Here is a 17,025-nt window from a genome sequence, read left to right on the forward strand (position 1 = left end):
GCTTACTCCGTCGCCATTTGGACTTGTTGCCCAGCAATGACGCGCTGTAATCCTTCAACCACCACCCATTCACCGTCTTCTACTGCCCCAGACACATAGGCATTTTTGTCGTCAGCATGAAGCACCTGCACGGATCGACGTGCGATTTCATGCCCCCCGTTTTTGTTTGGCACGACAGCATACACATTCCACATACCGCGCAGTCCATCCGTGATGCCGGAGATCGGCATCCAAAACCCTTGGTCGGGTGAAAGGTAGTCATATTGCAGATAAGCCAACTCGCCATTTAGGGCTGTCGTCTCTTCCGGTAGCAGAAAGCGTAAGGTGACGGTTCGCGAACGCATGTCGATGTCTGCGCCCGGGTTGAGTAATTTGGCAGGGTATTGCGCGTTGCCAATGCGAATGGTCGGGTTTGTCATGTTTCCGATATCCGCCAACGCTTTGGCTGGCACGCCAATATGTGCCTCTTTTTGAGCATTTGCTAACAAGGTCACTGTGGGCGCACCCATGCCGACAACATCACCTTGAGACACGAATCGATGACTGATCTTTCCGCTGTAAGGGGCGTAGATAGTGGATTTTTCTTTTCGCAATGCACTGGATGCGAGAGAGGCATCGAGCTGGCGAATGTTGGCCAATAGCGCATCGCGTTGACTGGTCAGGGAGTCTATTTCAGCATCTGCACTAAAGCCTTTTTTCTTGAGTTGACGTTGGCGTTGCAGGTTGTTTTTGATCAAATCAAGCTGGGCGTCGAGTTGCTCTAATTGCGCTGAAAGCTGCTGCGCCTCAGTATCAAGCAGCAGGGTGTCGAGTGAAATCAGTGCATCTCCCGTTTTTACCGTGTCGCCCACATCCACCAAGAGTGCGTTCACCTTCCCGCTTAATTCGAAACCAAGGTTGGCACTTTGGCCTGCTTGCACGGTTCCTACAAATTCACGGTTAACGGTGTAACCGGGTGTCATTTCTACGGCCAATGTCGTCACCGTAGGGATGTTCTGTGAGGCTGTCTCGTCTTGAGCTTGTGTTTCACCATTACACGCCACAAGTAGAGAGAGTGACGCAACTAAAACAAGGGAGGGCGCATATCTATGCATGGCAAAATACTCATCATCCATTTAGTATTTAGACTAGACTGTCTAGTCCATATTGAGTAAAAATAGAGCAATCAAACTAGACTGTCTAGTTTGATTTGACGTAAATTTAGTGACGTTTCATTTAAGGAACATTGATGACAGCGCACCTCACTCAGCGAAAAGAGCAAAAAAGAAAGCAGATCTTAAAAGCCGCTATCGAGCTTTTTTCAAAGCAGGGCTATGGCATATCGATGGATGTGATCGCCGAGCATGCGAATGTCAGTAAGCAGACGGTTTACGCACACTTTTCGAGCAAAGACCATTTGTTTGAGACCTGCATTATCGACAAATGCATGAGTGCTGGTTTGAACTGGGATCTTGAAAGTGATGATCGTCCTGGACATGAAGTATTATTTGAATATGGCTGGCTGTTTCAGAACATGTTGTTGGGTGAAGAGGCGCGGAATACGTTTCATAACACCATGCGTCAATCGGATACGCACCCAGAGATTGCGAAGATTTTTCTTGAGCAGGGGCCGAAACGAAATATTGCCTTGCTGAGCGATTACTTGAGCAAGTTGAAGAACAGCGGCGATTTACCCTTTTGTGAAGATACCGAAGCCGCTGCCATGCAGCTTCTTCTTATGCTGCATGGCCGTTCAGTGTATTGGGGCTTTTTTGGCTTTGATGCGGGCGAAGATGAAGCTACGCGTCAAACCTACATCAACAAGAGTGTTGAAGTGTTCCTCCGCGGCTATGGATACCCCTCGACATTGCTCTAACACTTATACATTACTTTAACACTTATGCTGATACGAGCAGGCGCGCTGATTCAATGCAACAGAACGACTAGTTGCTCACCATCAGAGATTTGTATTCGTCGAAAGCAAACTGATCCGTCATGCCACTGATGTAATCTTGCAGTAAGCGACAGCGAAGATAAAACTCCCACAGTTCGGTGTTTTCTGCCGTCGAGTGCTCCTTCAATGCCAAACTGTATGCCGCAACATGTTTGCGAGACAGCTTATTGAACAATCTGCGCTCTACGGGAAAGTAACGTCCGTCACCTTGTACAATCTTCTGAAAATCCGCCAATGTTAAATCGAGCAGCGGACGATACTGATCGAGTAACCCGCCAATGATCTTATAACCCTGCAATTCCAGCGTTTCTACTTCTGGATCGTTAAAAACGTGTTTTATTGCCACTTGTTTGAAGGTTTGCGTAATGGCATGGAATTGGCTGTTGTCTTCAATTAACGCGCGGTTAAATTCACCAGTGAAAACGGTATCAATATGATCGGTGAATTGCTTGGCGGCATGATTCACCAAAGGGTGAACCATGACGACGCGTAGCTTGATGAAAAATTTGTGGGTTTTACTGATTTCATCAACTTGGGCATCGTTGTACACGCGATTTAGTAAGTCGTCGAACGTCTGATTGTTTTTGATCGGGCGGTTTTCAGGCTCAAGCGCTTTATAGGTGTTCTTCAGGTGCTCGGTCAATGCTTCAAGAGATAGAATGCGCTTTTCTACAGCATCTTCCAAATCTGCCATGCAGTAGGAAATATCGTCAGCGGCTTCCATGATATAGCTGAGAGGATGACGACAATATTTCGCCATATCGAGTTCACGCATCATGTCTTCGACATAGCTGGCTTCTGTTGCGTAGTAACCCACTTTCTTGGTGAGATAGCTTTTACTCTCAGGCACTTCTTCCTTGGTTTCTGTGGCAGGACGGGTGTACTTCAACACCGCGGCTGCTTGGCTATAAGTCAGGTTAAAGCGGTGAAGTGAATGAACTAATCGTATCGCCTGTGCATTGCCGTCGAAATGGCAAAGCTCATGAACAATGGGCGCAATGGAGGAGGCTGGACGTTCCGCCAACAATTTCGACAAGGGGTTAAGTTGGGCTAAATTGTGGTTAAACCAACGATTAATGGCATCTTCGCCACAGTGCCCAAATGGCGGATTTCCCATGTCATGCATCAAGCAGGCAATTTCGACCAAGGACTCGACAGCGCGTTCGAGCCCTAACAAACCATATTGTCGTTTTTGGTTTTCACTTAACTTGTCGTAGATGGTGTGCACGATAAAGCGGCCAACTTGTTGCACTTCCATCGAATGGGTCAGACGGCTTCTTACTGCGGAATTGCGTTCTAACGGGAAGACTTGCGTTTTTTGTTGCAGCCGTCGGATTGGCGCAGAGTTAATGATGCGTCCACGATCGCTTTCTAAAGCCCTTTGTAAGTCATTTCCATAAGGGTGAGGGCGAGCGAGGCTGATTTTCTTGTTGAAATCAATCGTAGACATTCAGGCTTCCTTGACATTAAGCAACGTTATTTCATCACCTTAGCGCTGGAAGGTAATAATGTATACCCACACAACCTCAAGATGAGAAGCGCTATATCCTGTATCTAGAGGTTGCTTGGGTAGACATAGTGGCCGTCATTTTCGGCTAAAGAGAAATGACGACATAGGATTGAACATGGCAAAGGACGTCGGGGTTTCTAAAATGCATTGGAAAGAACAGCGAGACCAGCAAGCAGACCGATAGTGAAAATGGTCAAACCTAATACATACTGGTGTTTTCGATTGGGTACTGACATTGGAGGCTCCCTATCATTGAGTCGGTCGCGATGACGCGTTAAATGCCGAGTTTGGAACATGATGTACCGAATAGCTAAATAGCTAAATAGCTAAGCAAGCAAGCAAGACAAATAGCAATTAAAATGCCAGATTCTTAGCTTTATAAAATTCAATGGTTTAGAAGAGTATTGAATGAAGCGAGGTCGATTCGGCACAGAAGTAGGGATTGGGTGTGGTAAATTCAACCACTATTTAGCAAATTTAATAAGAATGGTAATCCATGAGTATAGTTTCTGGTGTTCACCACGTCGCATTGATTGTTAGCGATATAGAACGTGCAAAAAGCTTCTACCTTGATGTGCTTGGCTTACGTTTGTTGGCTGAAAACTATCGCGAAGACAGAGACTCTTGGAAGGTGGATGTGGAACTACCAGATGGCAGGCAGTTAGAACTATTTACGTTTTCCAGCAGCCCTGAGAGGCCTTCTTACCCTGAAGCCCAAGGGCTTCGTCATTTGGCTTTTCAGTGCGACGATATTGATTCTGCAGTTCAACACCTTAAGAAAAATAAGATCGAATGTGAGCCGATTCGTATTGATCCATATACTCTAGCGCGTTTCACCTTTTTTAGTGATCCTGATGGTTTGCCCTTAGAGCTTTATGATCTGTCAAATCGATGAATCACAGGCTTGTCTCGTATTTGGGGCGAACATGTAAAGTTATGCGCTGATAATATGCCATCAGTTAATATGCAACTGATGGGGTCTTAATGAAAGAAGTGCGCCGCTGGAGACGGTTTAAATGCAACCCGCGTGTTAAAGGGCAACTGCTTTGGGCTCATAAATTTTTGCCGCGCGTGAGTATTGTGATTACCGATATCTCTGAAAAGGGCATCGGCTTTGTATCAGAATGGAAGCTAGAAGAAGGCCCTTGTGAGCTGAGGGTGAACTCCATGCCGACCTTTTTCGTCACGATCAAACATAAAGGGGCAGTCACGCGTCAAGGTCTTAAGCATTATCGCTACGGGATCTCGTTGCGTCGAAAACTGCACTCTGTACAGATGGCACAATTTCGTGAGGCACGCAAAGCAGCCTAGGCTAACCTAACCTTGAAATGTGCTTCGAGGCGATTCCCCCTTCTTCTATCGATAAACTTTCCCGCCAATTCGTGCTGTCTCAGGCACATCTTTCACCTTGGTACCTCTCAAGTACAGGTTTCCTTTCACACGCAGGTCAGGCGGCAGCGTGGCAATGTCTGTATTGGCCAGATAAAGATTTCCTTCCACGTTTAAACGTCTGGGTAAAGCCTTGATGGGGGTATCAACCAAACTCAAATCGCCTTTTACTTTTAACCCTGCCGGAAGCGCCGCAACATTTGACCCAGTGAAATTCATGTATCCGCCCACGTCAATTTTAGGCACGCGAGTGAGCTTAGAGTGGGAAGCGTTTAAATACCCTGACACTTTGAGTTCTGCGGGGAGGCGAGTGATTTCGCTGCCTTGGATATCGAGAAACCCTTTTACTTCAAGCGGCTCAGGAAGTGCGGTGATCTTGGCGTTTTTTAGCCTTAGGTTGCCATAGCCGTCGATATAACCGTGCAGCTTAATGGCATCGACAAACTGAATGTCTTTTTTGGCGGCCACGGCCGTGCTTGGGCTAAGCACGATTAGAAAGAAGAGCAAGAGGCTAAATGCGTGTCTCAACAGAACGTATCCTAATTATTCAAACGCTATTGCTGTCATTGTATACCCAAGCATCCCAAGACCGTGCTGAAAACCGACAAAAAACGTGAATGGCTGCAGTACCATATGGCGTTAAAGCCATTGATTTACTTCGACTTGGCAAAGTCTTTTTCTAATGCTTCCAATAAGCGCTTTCCGGCCTCTCCTACGTTATCAACATATTGCTTTTTGACGGATTCTGAGATTTTCATGAATGCCGCTTTTTCGCGTTGTGTGAGCGTCACCATGGTCATACTCGGTTTGGTTGCTTTGATGATGTTTAACTGGGTCTGATTCAGGGCAGCTTGTTGCTCAAAAATATAGGGCGTGAGTTCTTCTATAGTTTCATTCAGGATGCGCTTATGTTCCGCCGATAACGATAAATACCAGGCTTGATTGGCGATCACAGAGGTGGTGAATTTCTGTTGTCCTGACCAAATCAGATATTCGGTGACTTCATAGAACTTCATTTCTTCAATCGAAAAAATTGGATTGGTTTGCCCATCGATAATATGTGCCTGTAGCGAGCCGTAAACTTGCGAATAGGGAAGAGGGATGGGCTGCGCGCCAAACAATTTGAATGTTTCTATCACCAGTGATGAGTTCATCACTCGCATTTTAAACTGGTCAAAATCTTTCGGCTTTTTAATCAGCTTATTCGTTGACCACACCATGTCACCTTCGAGGTAAATCGTCATTAATCTGAGATCTTGGTCAATCAACGCATTCCCCAAAATTTCATAAAGTGTGGGGTTGGAAGAAAGGACTTTCTGGTTGAGTTCGTCGTTGGCCGAGAAAAGGTAAGGAATGGTAAACACCTGCATCTCTGGTACCAAGCCACCAATGATGCCCATTGAGGCGTGGGTCAGTTGCAAGGTTCCAATTGCTGTCAGTTCGGTAAGATCTTCAGATTCGCCAAGCATGCCATAGGAATAGATATCGACGGAAATCTGACCCTGAGATTTATCTTCAATTTTATGTTTGAACGCCTGCGCATAAATATCTTGCACCGAACCTTCGATTTCCTCGAGCCCAAAGCGCCATACCGTGGGGGCTTCGGTTGCTGCCAATGAGCAAGTGATCGCCGTCATCCAAAGCACGAAGGCAGCGATGCCCTGCAAAAACACCTTTCCCATCTTCATCATGTTGCGTCCTTTTGCAGTTGCTGCTATCTCAAAGCCCTTATTAAGTTGATAACTCAAAACACGCGTTGCCATCAGTGTAGTCAATGAGACTTTGCGATAATAAAACAGTGATGACGTCTGAGTTTTGATGTCGTTCCCACCGCGCATCACGGTATAAAAGCGTTGGTACAAGGTGAGGCTGGCTTGACCACTGTCGGTTTAGAGAACGTAACGGCAATATTTCAGCCGGGTGCTTCATTGCAAAATGTCTTTCTGTCTCGTAACCATGACTTTAGACTCCGTTGATCCTTCATATACTTGGCTCGGGATAACCACGGGCGTTCAAAGTCATGAATCAAGATATTGGTCGAAAAACCCTATCAGGGCTCTCATTTCTGTTTTCAAAATTGCCGAAGACAGAAAAATGGCTCCATATCGTGGTTATGTCATGGGTGATTTTTCAAATTGCCACGTCGTTTGAAATGCATGTTCATGCTGACACCACACATTCGCAGATAGCACTCATCGACGATATACATATATACGGCGGGTTAATTTTACTGTTAGTCAGCATGGTATTTTTCGTGTTGGTGATTAATCGTCGGCACTTTTCAGATCTCTATCCTTGGGCTTATGGCCAGTTTGATACGATCAAACAAGACATTCGAGCTTTGCTCAAATGGAAGCTCCCTGAGGCGCATCCCGGTGGCTTGGCTGCCACGGTGGAAGGGTTGGGATTGTTGGCGCTGTTACTGGCGCTATTCACGGGCTCTTGGTGGTTTATCCTGTTTTCTAAAGGCAGCACTTTAGCGCCAGATTTTCTCTCTATGCATAAAACCGCTGTTGGAGCGATTGAGGCCTATGTTTACGGGCATGGACTTTTTGCGTTGTTGCATCTGTTAACGTGGTGGCGGCGCTAATCAAGATCCGCAGCCCAGCCTATTTACACCCGAATTCCAATTGATGTTCGACCTCGTTGAGAGGTGCGGTTTTCCTTGCTGGTGTGTCAGTGATGTCTGCTGTAAAAAGCGATATGCAATTTTTTGTCTATAATTTCGTCAGGTCACTAACGAAAGGCATTCGAAATGGAAACGTGGAAAGAACAAGAAGTTGCCGAATTTGCAGTTGCGGTTATATCAAAAAGATCGATTTCTGATGTTGGCGCCGAGTATCAAAAGTCAGGCAAAGGCCAGGATTGGCAAAATTGTATGACTCTCCAGTTTGAAGGCTTCAATGATGCGCGCGTCCTGAGTCTCGATCATATTTGGAAAGACATGATTGAGAACAAAAAGACCGAATTTTCGGGCGAAGTTCTGGCGTGTGAAACTGTTTCGAATAGCGGTGAGTCTGTCCAGCTTAAAACGCCATATGAAGTTGAGATTCGCGTCAGTTATTGACGCCTAGTCAGTCACGCTTTTTCGCGTTTTTCTGTCATCGTTGGGCGGCGTACCCTCGTACGCCATTCTTTCTCTTTCTCTTTCTCTTTCTCTTTCTCTTTCTCTTTCTTTTTCTCTTTCTTTTTCTTTTTCTCTTTGTTCATTTTATTACTCCACTGTCCCCGCTCGGATTTTGGTGTGTTGTTTTAAACAAACAGACAGAAAGCATAAACAAAAAACGGTAGCCATATTTGAACGTAGCAAGTGTCAAGTTGCTCTGTTTTACTTGGCTTTGCCAGCATTTTCCTACTGTGATTGAAAGTCATCAGACCTGAATTTCAAATCTAAAATCAAACGAAATGACACAGATCTCAATTCATATGTACGAGAGTTTGTTTGTCGCGTTGCTGTGCTGATTGGCTCGCGACTAAAGCGTTGTGCTGAACTCAGCGAATCGCATGTATTGGGCGTGATATCTCCATTTTTCATATCTATATTGAGTATTCGCTGACATAAGATCAGTGCAGATTTTGGCGAGTTGCCGCTTTTTGTCTTGTTTGGGAAGAGAAATGCTGAGATTAACCTTGCTGGGAACGGGCGCCGCAGGAGGTGTGCCGTTGTACGGTTGTGAATGTCTGGCTTGTGAAAGGGCAAGGTCGCATGCGGCATTTGAAAGAAAACCCTGCTCGGCCATGCTTGAATGGGGGAGAGGGGGTGCGCAAGAACGTTTGTTAATTGATGCGGGTTTGATGGATTTGCATTCACGTTTTGCTGCCGCTACTTACCATGGTTTTTTGCTGACGCACTTTCATGTTGACCACGTGCAGGGGTTGTTTCATCTGCGCTGGGGCAATACCGCGCCGATTCCGGTTTGGTGTCCGGATGATCCGCAAGGCTGTGCGGATCTGCTAAAGCATCCGGGGTGTTTGAACTTCAAACCGACACTGGAACATGGGGAATCTTTTCATTTAAACAGATTGACGATTACCCCGCTGGCAATGAAACACTCACGACCTACCGTGGGCTTTTTGTTTGAATATGGCATCATGAGTTTTGCTTATTTGACCGACACTGACGGTCTTCCCGCACAAACGTTAGATTTGCTTCTTGAACGTCAACCGTTGGATGCTCTTGTGCTTGATTGCAGCTTCCCCCCTGACCATGACAGGGGAAATCATGGCAACCTAGAGACCGCTCGCCTGATTCATGAAAAGCTAAAACCGAAGGAATTGATCATCACGCATATTGGTCATGATCTCGATCGATGGTTAATGGAAAATGGTGTTCCCAGTTGGGTGGAAATAGGACGTGATGGAATGGAGATTTAGCCGCATAGCCTGGGACAATAAAACGAGAAATCCGCGTTTGGTATGAAAACCAAACGCGGATTTTTAATTATTTTTTAAGCTCACGCAACAGCGCCATGCGTAAACCAGTCGAGTATGGTTTTATGCGACAACAGAGCGGTAGAACCATCTTTCATAGCGCTTTCCATCGACGAGTCTTATTAAGCGAGAAATAACGCCGACGAGTAGCAAGACAAACATCAATCTTCCCCAAAAAATGGTGTTGAAGTCAGCACCGATCACCAGCATCAGAACCGTGTCCTCGATGAGGCTGTGTAGCATCCCTAGCAAGGTAATTGCAGTAAAGATATCACGCGGTGGAATGTGGCCTTTTTTGGCTTCACTGACCAATAATCCACCTCCATAAGATAGCCCTAGGGTGATACCAATGAGCGTCAGATTGGTGGCTTCTTGACTAATGCCCAGTAGACGCAAAAAGGGGCTGAGCACTTTAGCAATGAGTCGTTCGATGCCAAGCACTTTGAGAAGGTTTAACATGAAGATAAGCGCAAAAATGATGACAAAAACAATGGCAAGGTTTTGCACTTGATTGAGCGCCCAATCTGAGAGGGGAATATCACCAGATACTGAGCTTTGCCAGATGATTTGCGCTGGGTCTTGTAATGAGCCTGTGGTTGTGTAAATCAACTTGAGCAACCAAGCAAACAGTAACGCGCCGCCAACGCGACTGAAAATCGCCCACCATATAGACACACCGGATTTCTTCGCCAAGCTCACTTCGATGGGCATTGAATGCGCCAGCAAGATCATACAGCTTAAAATTGAGGCTTGAGCAACGGTCATTGGCACGTCGAGGTTGACGAGTATGACCAGAGACGAATAGATATTGATGAACATGGCGGTGGCCCAGACCAAACCCATTTCGCTTGGCAACCCAACAATTTCCATCAACGGTGCGATGAAACCAGAAAACCATTCAACGCCTCCCATTTCTTCGAAAATTTTCACAACGATAATGGTGGGGATCATGATTTTATAAAGCGTTGTTGCGACGCTCACACTGTCTTTTAATGTCCGACTCAAAAACGCTTTAATTCCATCCATGCTTTCAGTGCTCCCTTAAACGCTATTGGTCGGCTATTGGTCGAATGACTTAGCTTTTCGCTGCTATCGTAACTCGTTTTTTCTGCAAGGTATTTCTAAACCCTGCGATTTATCGCGATGATCGAAAATCGACGTTACGCTGTATTAATGGAGACAATGAACATAAGAAGAAAAATACATGCATTTCAACATTCAAGATATCAACGCGATGGAAGAGCGCTATCGCGCAAAATTAATTAACAGCCTGTCTGGCTTTAAGAGCGCTAACTTGATTGGCACGACAGATGGCAAGGGAAACCATAATCTCGCTATAGTTAGCTCTGTATTTCATATTGGCGCGAATCCTCCGCTGGTGGGTATGATTAGTCGCCCTCACACCGTCACTCGCGACACCTTAGAGAATATTGAAGCCACTGGCGTCTATACCATCAATCAGGTGTGTGCAGACATTTGGAAACAGGCGCACCAGACTTCAGCACGTTACCCTGCTGAAATGTCGGAATTTGAGGAAACCGAGTTAACACCAGAATGGGTTGATGGCCTTGTTGCGCCTTATGTGGCAGAAAGCCGGGTGAAGTTCGCCTTAGAAGTTCGTGAAACACAAACGCTGGCGGTCAACGGTACGGTACTTATCATCGGTGAAATCGTGCAAGTCATCGTCGATGAAGAAGCGATTGCAGATGATGGTTATATAGACATCGAAATGCTGGAAACCGTCGCGGTATCGGGCTTAGACAGTTACCATGTTACAAATAGGCTGGCTCGGCTTAGCTATGCCAAACCGGGAAAAGGAATTGAAACGTTTTAGCGCCAAAATTAGTCTTTGTCGAGCCAGCGTTCATCGTGCTGAAATATCACAATAAGCCCCCTATAGTTGTCGACAACGTGAAGTAACCGCCCGTCTGGGCTATCGAACGTTGCGTCCAAAGTGACAGGCATTCTCGGTCGTACGTACCATCGAGCACGCGTATTCGCCCAGAGCTAACGCTATATGGTCAAGGGTGATCAGGCTTTTGGCATCGGTTTGGGTATATCACTTTTGCGTCGATATCTATTTACGTTTCCAAGTATGATTGAATCCAATGAACACATGAATTTTGATGGGTTTACTATGTTTCATCTTGACCGAAAACGGGGTGTGCTGCACTGAAACAACGCAGACCAGAAAAACTAAGATTGAAAAATCGAACGTTCGTGCTATTAATGAATAAAGCAGAACTGAAGTGATTATGAGCAAGAAGAATCAGACCAGAGAACAGATACTTTCCATCGCATTTGAGATGGCGAGTGAGGAAGGGTTAGAAAGCCTAACCATTGGTGAACTCGCAAAACGCGTGGGTATGTCCAAAAGTGGCTTGTTTGCGCATTTCAACTCTCGAAGCAATCTTCAAGCGGCGGTGGTGGAGTATGCCGGAGAGCGATTCGCAGAGCGCGTCATCGCGCCTTGTCGTGAGTCGTCGCACGTATCCATTGAAGCGAAAATTCGGCACATGCTCGATAACTGGCTGACATGGAATGGTTCGTTTCAGGGAAGTTGTATGTTTCTTGATGCGTGGCGAGAAAGCCACGCTGATGATGACCCGATGCAAAAAGTGCTAGAAGCAACCATTAAGAAATGGCTTCACTACCTCCACATTCAGTTCGAAAAAGGCATCGAACTGGGTGAGTTTCATGATGAAATGGACTGTTGGCAGACGGTGTATGAGCTGTATGGATTGTACTTGAGCAGCCATTTGTTCAGAACTTTGGGACTAGAGAGCAACGGTGCGCAGAAATTCTGGACGGGTATTGACGAATTGTTTGCTCGTACACGTAAGCTGCAGCGTTAAACGGTAAAGCAGGCTTTAGGTCAGGTCTGCTTTTTTGTTTTATTGAAAAAGCACGACCGTACTAAAATTGAAGGGAATACAAAATGAGTAGCAAAATTTACTTCGGCAAAACCAAGCGATTCAGTTTCCGTCGCAGTGCCCTGAGCATTGCTACACGACTTCATCATCGCATCGCGCCTAATCATGCGTTGAAAACCGCTCGGCGTATTTTCTTAACGCCAGCCAAAGGTAAAGAGAACAACCTTACGCCTGAAGGGATGGTGGTTGAGGCAATGGATACCGCCGAAGGAAAAATGATGACCTATCAGCTAGGTAGCGGCCCGACTTGGGTGTTAACACATGGTTGGTCAGGCTCAGCAAATCAGTTTTTCCCTTTGATGGAGTACATTGCAGGCGCTGGCTATACAGCGTTGGCTTATGACCATCCAGGGCATGGGAAAAGCGAAGGAACAGAAGGCAGTATTCCCGCATTTCTTAGTGCGCTTGATGGAATTTTGAATCAGCAAGAACACATTGAAGGTGTGATTGCACATTCAATGGGCGGCGCAACCTTGTTAGAAAGCGAGCATCCGGCGCTACATGGCAAACCGATTATTCTCGTCGCACCTGTGCTGAAGTATTGGGAAAACCTGTTTGGTACGGTGGAAGCATCGGGTTACTCAATGAAACTGTTTCGAGATGTGGTCTCGGATGTGGGCAAGCGATATAACACCACCATTGAAAGCATTGACCCGTTTGGGAAGCTTGCTAATCGCCAGTCACCTGTCCTTATCGTGCATGACAGGGGCGACAAATTTGCGCCGTTTTCCGTCTCAGAGTTGGCAACGGAATTTCCGCATGTTTCATTAGTGGCAACGGAAGGTCTGGGCCACGGGCGTGTGTTAAAAAGTGATCCGTTAAAAGAAGCGTTTATGCGTATTGCTGAACCGGAGTCTTAAGGCTGAACGGACATTACGTGTTATGCTTTGGCTCGTTCTACTCTCTCTCACTGTTTCACCGTCGATAAGGTCATCCATTGAAAAAAATTGCTGTTTTCGTTGATGTGCAAAACGTGTACTACACAACCCGACAAGCTTATGGTCGCCAGTTTAACTATCGCTTGTTGTGGAAAAATCTCGCGCACATGGGTGAGGTGGTGTCAGCAACAGCGTATGCGATTCGACGTGATGATGATCAGCAGATCAAATTTCAAGATGCATTGCGACATATCGGATTTGACGTGAAGCTAAAGCCGTTCATACAGCGCAGTGATGGTAGCAGCAAGGGCGACTGGGATGTGGGCATTGCGATTGATGTGATTGAAACCGCACCGAAGGTTGATATGGTTGTTCTGCTGTCTGGCGACGGCGACTTTGCGTTGTTGATGGACCGTGTACGTGAAGGCTATGGCAAAGAAGCTGTTGTTTTTGGTGTGCCGACGCTGACGGCGAATTCACTAGTAAACAGTGTCGATCGCTTTATTCCAATTGAAGACGACATGCTGTTGTGATTGATTCCTTCAAGTCGCGCTTGAGCAATAACAGTTCCGGCGCCTGCTTTACACTCGATTCGATCCTGAACCCTAAACGTTTTAACAGTGCCACACTGCGTGCGTTGTGTGGATGGGTGATCGCGACAATCTGGGTGAGTTTCAATGCGCTTTTTGCGAGGTCCAGCACCGCAATAGCCGCTTCTGAGGCGTAGCCCATTCCTTCATGTGTGGGCAAAAAACCATATCCTAAATCAATATCGTCTAAGGTATCGCGCTTTATCAAACCGCAGGTACCAATAGGTTGTCCGCTTTGTTTTTCCTCTACGGCAAATAACCCCATGTTTGTTTGAGCATACATAGGCATCAATGATGCGCGCAAATAAACGGCTGCGTCGATGTCACTGCGAATATTCTTGTCGCCGACGAATTCAAGAAATCCATCGGTGTTATACAAGCGATGAATAAACGGTGCGTCTTTCTCGTTAAAAAGGCGCAAAGTAAGACGTTCGGTTTCAAGAACGATATCTGAGTTTGTCATGTTTGTTTCTGACCAATAAAAAAAGAGCCCCTAAGAGGGCTCTTAACAAGTGACAGACTACTTACCCGCTATGTTCAATCGCGCAAAGCGAATAAGCGGTGCGAAGAAACAACCGTCGTAGTTCGGGATAACGGTATTACCCACGGCTTCAACTTCTTTGATCATGGTGTAGAAATTACCCGCTACCGTGATGCCACGAACTGGCTTTAAACGCTTGCCGTCTCGGCAGAGGAAGCCGCTTGCGCCAAAGGAAAATTCACCGCTGATGGAATCTGCGCCAGAGTGGACACCTTGCAGTTCCACCAATTCGAGATACTCACCCGCGGTAACATCTGCTTCACTGCTCGTTCCCGCAGAAATGACATCATGGCGAGATGATACGCTCAATGTGCCTTTTGCTGAACGCCCAGCATTCGCGGTGTGTGGAGCACCAAAATGCGCAGCAGTGGCAGAGTTGTGCAGCAAGCCAACCAGCTTGCCTTCTTCAATCAGCGGTGTGTCAGCGGTGGCAAAACCTTCGCCATCAAAGGCTTTGATGGAAAAGCCACCCGGCATATAAGCCACGTCTTTAAAGGTAAGTAGTGGGCTCATGACCTGCTCGCCAACTTTGTCGCGCCATGGGTTCGTGCCGCGTTTGGCGGATTCCCCTGAGAAACAACTGCCAAACGCGCCGAGCACATCATTGAGACAATCTTGTTCGAAGATCACCGAGTACTGGCCTGTCGCGATGGGTTCGCCGTCCAGCAATGCTTCTGCCATTTCGTAAGCATTGTTGATGATTTTTTCAGGTGTTAGCCCGTCAAATGTACGTGCGATGGAAGCCGCGACATGCATGGCTTGCTTGTCGTTGTGATCAATCAGCGCTGCGGTGTAGCAGCTCAGCGTGCGTTCTTGGTGTGAACAACGTGTACCGAGCGTATTGCCTAGCAACACGGAGACACTGTTTTCGCTGTATCCGTTGTAAGGCGCAGATTTAGCGAGTGGCTTTTCGCGAATACGGCTTTCTAATGCCAACGCCAGCTCAATTTTTTGTTCGGGCATGGCGCTGTCTTGCTGAAATATTTCTGGTTGCTCAGTGCGCAAGATTAACCCTTCAGATCGAATTTTCTGGTACGGGTCTTTCTTGGTGAAACTGGCATTGGTGAGGGCTTGATTCACCATCTGAGACAAACTCTTAGGCTCAAGGGATTCGGAATAGCTAATGGCAACGTGTTCATTTTTGATCACGCGAACGCCAATCACTTGACTGGCAGTAACCTTATATTCCGACAATTCACCTTGGTCAGCTTTTAAACTGAAACTCTCGCTGCTGGAAGCGATCACATCGGCTTGTGCACCTTGTTTTTTCGCCAGTTCCAGCACTTGCTCTACGGCGTGATCTAACGTTTTATTGTGACTCATTAGCTACCGCCTCCCACTAGGATATTGTCGACTTTCAACGCAGGTTGACCGACGGTTGTTGGCACGGAACCGCTGACCGAACCACACATGCCCGCAGCGAGTTCAAAGTCTTTACCCACCATGCTGATCTCTTTCAACACTTTTGGACCTGTGCTGATCAAGGTGGCTGATTTAAGTGGGGTAGTGACTTTGCCGTTTTCAATGAGATAGGCTTCTTGAACGGCGAAGTTGAACTCCCCCGTGCCCGGTTGCACGGAACCACCCCCCATCTTCTTGGCGTAGATGCCGCGTTCGATGCCACCAATCATGTCTTCAAGCTCGTCATGACCTGCTTCAATGTAGGTATTACGCATACGTGAAGTTGGTGCGTATTTGTACGATTCACGACGGCCAGAGCCTGTGCGTGCAAAGCCTGTTTTTAGGCTGCCCATGTGATCGACCATAAAGCTGGTTAGCTTTCCATCTTTGATCAATTGGGTATGCTGGGTTTCCATGCCTTCATCATCGATGTTGATCGAGCCCCACTCGTTTTTCATCAAGCCATCATCGACGGCATTCACGACTGGGTTGGCAATCATCTCGCCCATTTTGTCGTGGAAGACCGAGGCTTTTTTGGCGACGGACGTGGTTTCAAGCAGGTGACCACAGGCTTCATGGAAAATGACACCACCAAAACCATTGCCGATCACCACTGGCATTTCACCAGAAGGGCAGGCAGCCGCGCCAAGTTTAATCAACGCTTGTTTGGAGGCCATTTCACCGAGCGACTCTGGGTCAACATGACTGTTGAACTCCCAGCCAGAGAGCATACCGGGTGCTTCATAGCCGGTTGACTGTTCGTTGCCGTGTGTGGCAACAACCGATGATGCAATGCGCGTGTAGTGGCGAGTATCTTGAATGTGCAAACCGGTCGAGTTGAAAATCTCGATCTGCTGTTCGCGTTGCATAATGCGACCGATGACCTGAGAAATTTTATCGCTTTGCGCTCGCGCTGTGGCATCAACGCGTTTGAGAAAAGCAATTTTCTGTTCAACATGGTTGTCGGTGGTAAACGGCATGGTCACAGGGTGGCGATCGCCATTGATTGTCAGATTGATTGCACCGGCATTGGCGATTTGATCGCGCTTGTCTTTCGCACAGAGCAAAGAGGTAACTTGTTTGAGTTTTTCTTCATCTTGACTGTTGGTGTAGCCGTAAAGCACTTTGTGACCAAAGAAAAGGCGGATACCGATTCCGAAATCAATGCCGGAGTTAACTTTATCAACATCACCTGACAGCACTTCTACGCTGCCCGAGTGGTGTCGCTCAATAAACAATTCCGCAAAATCAGCGCCTAGAAATAGGGCATGATCAATCACTGCTTTGGCAGTGTTGGTATTTAGCATTCATTCCTCCTCAAAAAAGCGTCTGCTTCTTACATCTTTCAGAGTATCAGTTAGGCTCAAACGCACCAATCATCTTTCCCTTTTAGTGATATAGGAATAATCAATTAGTTAG

19 protein-coding genes are annotated in these 17,025 nt (G+C 46.7%); 10 read left to right on the forward strand and 9 right to left on the reverse strand.

Translation table 11 applies throughout. The features are described from left to right. Positions 1-2 precede the first annotated feature (2 nt). Positions 3-1,094, reverse strand: a complete 1,092-nt coding sequence (locus AB8599_RS20925) for an efflux RND transporter periplasmic adaptor subunit (protein ID WP_407333659.1) — start codon at positions 1,092-1,094, stop codon at positions 3-5. A gap of 134 nt (positions 1,095-1,228) precedes the next feature. Here AB8599_RS20925 and AB8599_RS20930 point away from each other — a divergent pair, with 134 nt between their 5' ends. Further along, positions 1,229-1,855: a TetR/AcrR family transcriptional regulator gene (locus AB8599_RS20930; protein WP_407333660.1), complete on the forward strand. Its 627-nt coding sequence runs from the start codon at positions 1,229-1,231 to the stop codon at positions 1,853-1,855. A 67-nt stretch (positions 1,856-1,922) separates the two neighbouring features. Here the strand turns inward: AB8599_RS20930 and dgt are convergent, their stop codons facing one another. Next, positions 1,923-3,383: a dGTPase gene (gene dgt / locus AB8599_RS20935; RefSeq protein ID WP_407333661.1), complete on the reverse strand. Its 1,461-nt coding sequence runs from the start codon at positions 3,381-3,383 to the stop codon at positions 1,923-1,925. A 556-nt stretch (positions 3,384-3,939) separates the two neighbouring features. Here dgt and AB8599_RS20940 point away from each other — a divergent pair. Next, positions 3,940-4,338 (forward strand): VOC family protein, encoded by a 399-nt coding sequence (locus tag AB8599_RS20940; protein ID WP_407333662.1) that lies wholly within the window; start codon positions 3,940-3,942, stop codon positions 4,336-4,338. Positions 4,339-4,427: 89 nt separating this feature from the next. Continuing rightward, complete coding sequence (locus AB8599_RS20945) at positions 4,428-4,754, forward strand: hypothetical protein (RefSeq protein WP_407333663.1); 327 nt, start codon at positions 4,428-4,430, stop codon at positions 4,752-4,754. 45 nt (positions 4,755-4,799) lie between these two features. Here AB8599_RS20945 and AB8599_RS20950 read toward each other — a convergent pair whose 3' ends face one another. Together AB8599_RS20950 and dctP are read right to left on the reverse strand one after the other, a co-directional pair. Then, positions 4,800-5,300 carry a hypothetical protein gene (locus tag AB8599_RS20950; RefSeq protein WP_407333664.1) on the reverse strand — a complete coding sequence of 167 codons (501 nt, stop codon included), beginning with the start codon at positions 5,298-5,300 and terminating at the stop codon, positions 4,800-4,802. 185 nt (positions 5,301-5,485) lie between these two features. Next, positions 5,486-6,520: a TRAP transporter substrate-binding protein DctP gene (gene dctP, locus AB8599_RS20955; RefSeq protein WP_407334445.1), complete on the reverse strand. Its 1,035-nt coding sequence runs from the start codon at positions 6,518-6,520 to the stop codon at positions 5,486-5,488. Between the two features lie 332 nt (positions 6,521-6,852). Here dctP and AB8599_RS20960 point away from each other — a divergent pair, with 332 nt between their 5' ends. Together AB8599_RS20960 and AB8599_RS20965 are read left to right on the forward strand one after the other, a co-directional pair. Beyond that, positions 6,853-7,422, forward strand: coding sequence for a hypothetical protein (locus AB8599_RS20960; protein WP_407333665.1), 570 nt, complete (start codon positions 6,853-6,855; stop codon positions 7,420-7,422). 165 nt (positions 7,423-7,587) lie between these two features. Continuing rightward, positions 7,588-7,899: a hypothetical protein gene (locus AB8599_RS20965; RefSeq protein ID WP_407333666.1), complete on the forward strand. Its 312-nt coding sequence runs from the start codon at positions 7,588-7,590 to the stop codon at positions 7,897-7,899. 11 nt (positions 7,900-7,910) lie between these two features. Here the strand turns inward: AB8599_RS20965 and AB8599_RS20970 are convergent, their stop codons facing one another. Next, a complete protein-coding gene (locus AB8599_RS20970) occupies positions 7,911-8,042 on the reverse strand; it encodes a hypothetical protein (protein ID WP_407333667.1) in 132 nt (43 codons plus the stop codon). Between the two features lie 405 nt (positions 8,043-8,447). On the opposite strand from AB8599_RS20970, the gene phnP reads away from it, so the two are divergent. Continuing rightward, the gene (gene phnP / locus AB8599_RS20975) at positions 8,448-9,206 is read left to right on the forward strand and encodes a phosphonate metabolism protein PhnP (RefSeq protein WP_407333668.1); all 759 of its coding nucleotides are present in this window, start codon (positions 8,448-8,450) and stop codon (positions 9,204-9,206) included. A gap of 120 nt (positions 9,207-9,326) precedes the next feature. Here the strand turns inward: phnP and AB8599_RS20980 are convergent, their stop codons facing one another. Next, positions 9,327-10,289, reverse strand: a complete 963-nt coding sequence (locus tag AB8599_RS20980) for a hypothetical protein (protein WP_407333669.1) — start codon at positions 10,287-10,289, stop codon at positions 9,327-9,329. Between the two features lie 178 nt (positions 10,290-10,467). Between AB8599_RS20980 and AB8599_RS20985 the strand changes: the two genes are divergently transcribed. The 4 genes from AB8599_RS20985 (at position 10,468) to AB8599_RS21000 (ending at position 13,607) form a co-directional block, all read left to right on the forward strand. Beyond that, entirely contained in the window at positions 10,468-11,097 is a 630-nt protein-coding gene (locus tag AB8599_RS20985) for a flavin reductase family protein (RefSeq protein ID WP_407333670.1), read from the forward strand. Between the two features lie 421 nt (positions 11,098-11,518). Further along, on the forward strand, positions 11,519-12,118 hold the full coding sequence (locus AB8599_RS20990) for a TetR/AcrR family transcriptional regulator (RefSeq protein ID WP_407333671.1): 600 nt from the start codon (positions 11,519-11,521) through the stop codon (positions 12,116-12,118). A gap of 83 nt (positions 12,119-12,201) precedes the next feature. Continuing rightward, positions 12,202-13,056, forward strand: coding sequence for an alpha/beta fold hydrolase (locus tag AB8599_RS20995; RefSeq protein ID WP_407333672.1), 855 nt, complete (start codon positions 12,202-12,204; stop codon positions 13,054-13,056). A 77-nt stretch (positions 13,057-13,133) separates the two neighbouring features. Beyond that, positions 13,134-13,607 (forward strand): NYN domain-containing protein, encoded by a 474-nt coding sequence (locus AB8599_RS21000; protein ID WP_407333673.1) that lies wholly within the window; start codon positions 13,134-13,136, stop codon positions 13,605-13,607. On the opposite strand, the gene AB8599_RS21005 is transcribed toward AB8599_RS21000, so the two are convergent. From AB8599_RS21005 to AB8599_RS21015, 3 genes are read right to left on the reverse strand one after another with little or no spacing between them, the layout of a single operon-like run. Further along, positions 13,576-14,127, reverse strand: a complete 552-nt coding sequence (locus tag AB8599_RS21005) for a GNAT family N-acetyltransferase (protein ID WP_407333674.1) — start codon at positions 14,125-14,127, stop codon at positions 13,576-13,578. The two genes, AB8599_RS21000 and AB8599_RS21005, sit on opposite strands and share 32 nt — an antisense overlap. Positions 14,128-14,184: 57 nt before the next feature. Further along, complete coding sequence (locus tag AB8599_RS21010; RefSeq protein WP_407333675.1) at positions 14,185-15,528, reverse strand: TldD/PmbA family protein; 1,344 nt, start codon at positions 15,526-15,528, stop codon at positions 14,185-14,187. After that, entirely contained in the window at positions 15,528-16,913 is a 1,386-nt protein-coding gene (locus AB8599_RS21015) for a TldD/PmbA family protein (protein ID WP_407333676.1), read from the reverse strand. Before AB8599_RS21015 ends, AB8599_RS21010 begins: the two co-directional genes overlap by 1 nt. Between the last annotated feature and the right edge of the window lie 112 nt (positions 16,914-17,025).

Source organism: Enterovibrio litoreus (assembly GCF_045679545.1).
Lineage (GTDB): Bacteria > Pseudomonadota > Gammaproteobacteria > Enterobacterales > Vibrionaceae > Enterovibrio.